The organism is Microcoleus sp. EPA2, from assembly GCA_020882975.1.
Classification (GTDB): domain Bacteria; phylum Cyanobacteriota; class Cyanobacteriia; order Cyanobacteriales; family Microcoleaceae; genus Microcoleus.
Genome location: JAHRFD010000063.1, coordinates 8,366 through 11,135, shown reverse-complemented (window position 1 = coordinate 11,135; position 2,770 = coordinate 8,366). Strand labels below are relative to the sequence as shown.

The 2,770-nt window shown below is 44.5% G+C and carries 2 protein-coding genes and 1 CRISPR repeat array; both genes read left to right on the top strand.

Annotated features, from left to right (window positions below; all coding sequences use genetic code 11):
* Positions 1 to 300: 300 nt before the first annotated feature.
* A complete protein-coding gene (cas1, locus tag AAFP14_RS26370) occupies positions 301 to 1,290 on the top strand; it encodes a CRISPR-associated endonuclease Cas1 (RefSeq protein WP_341735129.1) in 990 nt (329 codons plus the stop codon).
* 3 nt (positions 1,291 to 1,293) lie between these two features.
* The gene (gene cas2 / locus AAFP14_RS26365; RefSeq protein ID WP_341735128.1) at positions 1,294 to 1,575 is read left to right on the top strand and encodes a CRISPR-associated endonuclease Cas2; all 282 of its coding nucleotides are present in this window, start codon (positions 1,294 to 1,296) and stop codon (positions 1,573 to 1,575) included.
* Positions 1,576 to 1,762: 187 nt separating this feature from the next.
* A CRISPR array of direct repeats spans positions 1,763 to 2,417; the repeat unit is 37 nt; unit sequence CTCCCCACTCGTTGGGGAAACTAATTGAATGGAAACT.
* Positions 2,418 to 2,770 lie beyond the last annotated feature (353 nt).

Here is a 2,770-nt window from a genome sequence, read left to right as displayed (position 1 = left end):
GTGAACCCGCCCCTACGATGATGTAGATTGAGATTTGTCGTTGGGTGGGGGCGGGTTTATTTTTTATCTCAATGAGTGGCGAATCTTGTTGGTGAACCCGCCCCTACGATGATGTAGATTGAGATTTCTTTGTGGGTGGGGGCGGGTTTATTTTTTCTGTCAATGAGTGGCGAATCTTGTTGGTGAACCCGCCCCTACGATGATTCCAAAAATCTAAGAAACCGGGTTTTTATGGGTTTTTAGGTGGTGTGACGAAGTATTTCGGAAAAAACCCGGTTTCTGACTACCCAATAATTGCTTATGCGTACCGTCTACGTTTCTCAACCTGGTTGTTACGTTTCCTTGCACCAAGAAATGTTGGTTATCAAAAAAGGGGAATCTGTGCTGGGTGAAATACAGCTTCCTCTCCTCGAACAACTGCTGATTTTTGGTAAGTCTCAAGTCACAACTCAAGCAATTAGAACTTGTCTGTGGCGGAATATTCCCATTGCTTATCTTTCGCGGATGGGTTACTGTTACGGGCGGATTCTTCCTATCGAACGCGGCTACCGACAACTCTCTCGCTATCAGCAACAGTTGTGTTTTGCTGAACGCCTGCAAGTAGCCAGACGCATTGTGCAGGCCAAGCTGAAAAATAGTCGCGTGATCCTGATGCGACAGCAGCGCCGACAAGCTTCTGATGTCATTGCTTTTGCCATTAACTGTTTGGAACATTTAATCAAAAAAGCTGGGGAAGCTGAAACTATTGAGAAGTTGATGGGGATGGAAGGTGCGGGGGCGGCTCAGTATTTTGCCGCTTTTGAAGAGTGTTTGAGCAATCCTGATTTTGTGTTTGTGGGTAGGTCGCGCCGTCCTCCGGGTAATCCGGTTAATGCTATGCTCAGTTTTGGCTATCAAGTTCTCTGGAATCATTTGTTGAGTTTGATTGAGTTGCAAGGGCTCGATCCGTATTCGGCTTGTTTGCATCAGGGAACGGAACGTCATGCGGCTTTGGCTTCGGATTTGATTGAGGAATTTCGGGCTCCAATTATTGATTCGTTAGTTACTTATTTAGTCAATCGCCGATTTGTGGATGCTGGCAATGATTTTGTCTATAGTAACGGCGGATGTTTCTTAAATGATTCTGGGAGACGCAAATACCTGAAAGCTTTTTTAGAGCGAATGGAGGAGGAAATTGAAACGGATTCTGGTAAACAACCTAAGTGGGATTTGCTGAACCAACAAATTAAAGCATATAAACAGTTTGTTTACAACCCAACCGAGCTTTATAAACCTTACCAAATTCGCTAAGCCGTGCTTTTTTATGTGGTGATTTACGATATTCCTGACAACAAACGGCGCTGTAAAGTGCATGATTTGTTGGAAGGTTACGGAACTTGGGTGCAGTATAGTGCTTTTGAGTGTGTACTCAGTCGAGCTAAGTTTGATGAATTAAGATCGCGACTTGGGAAAAAGGTAAATCTGGAAGAGGATAGCATCCGGTTTTATCCGGTGTCTCGTCATACTTTGGGACAGGTGGAGGTTTTGGGAGTGGGAGCACCGGTGACAAAAGCACCTGGATCAGTGATTATTTAGCTGGTGTTGCGAGGCTGGCGGTAAATTGGCTGAAACGTCATTTTTGTGTCGGGAGCCTCGCAGCATTACTGGGTAAGGGTTTCAGGATTTTTGTTTAGCGGGCACAGGTGTGATTTCTAGAAAAAATTCCTGAGCCTCGCAAATGGCCTCTAGACATCTTGCGCTGTATGAGGTTTAATATAGAGGACTCCCCACTCGTTGGGGAAACTAATTGAATGGAAACTTCTGCACAGCGTTTTTGTGCTTTTCTATTCTGTAAAGCCTCCCCACTCGTTGGGGAAACTAATTGAATGGAAACTGCTTTGTTGTGTTTTTAATAAAGTCACGAAGACTTCTCCCCACTCGTTGGGGAAACTAATTGAATGGAAACTAGCTTGAACGTGGTCAAGCCATTGTTATGGTGTCTAACAAATTTCATCTCCCCACTCGTTGGGGAAACTAATTGAATGGAAACTTGGATAAAACCTAATTAGTTTGGTCATACCGTCGATCTCTCCCCACTCGTTGGGGAAACTAATTGAATGGAAACACGCTACTTACCGCGCCATTGCTTATTGTAAGTAGTTTATTGGCTCCCCACTCGTTGGGGAAACTAATTGAATGGAAACTCCATTAGGAGGCCGGCTTTACCATGCTGTTGCATGATTCGCACTCCCCACTCGTTGGGGAAACTAATTGAATGGAAACTTGTAGTAGTGGAACTTAGCTTGTTTCTGGATTGCAACTCCCCACTCGTTGGGGAAACTAATTGAATGGAAACATTAGATTTCTGTCAATTTCCGCAATGTCAATAGCATCAAAAATTCTCCCCACTCGTTGGGGAAACTAATTGATATGTATTAGGATTTGTCGTTGGGTGGGGGCGGGTTTTAGAGATGTTTGGTTTTTCACATAGATGGTTGGTGAAACCCGCCCCTACAGGTCATGGTAGGGGCGGGTTTTACGAAGGATATTTGATACATATAAACAATCTAGATCAACCCGCCCCCATCCCACGCATAATCTAGATTAACCTGATGTGGGAGTAGATTAGGATTTGTCGTTGGGTGGGGGCGGGTTTTAGAGATTTTTGGTTTTTCACATAGATGGTTGGTGAAACCCGCCCCTACAGGTCATGGTAGGGGCGGGTTTTACGAAGGATATTTGATACATATAAACAATCTAGATCAACCCGCCCCCATCCCACGCATAATCT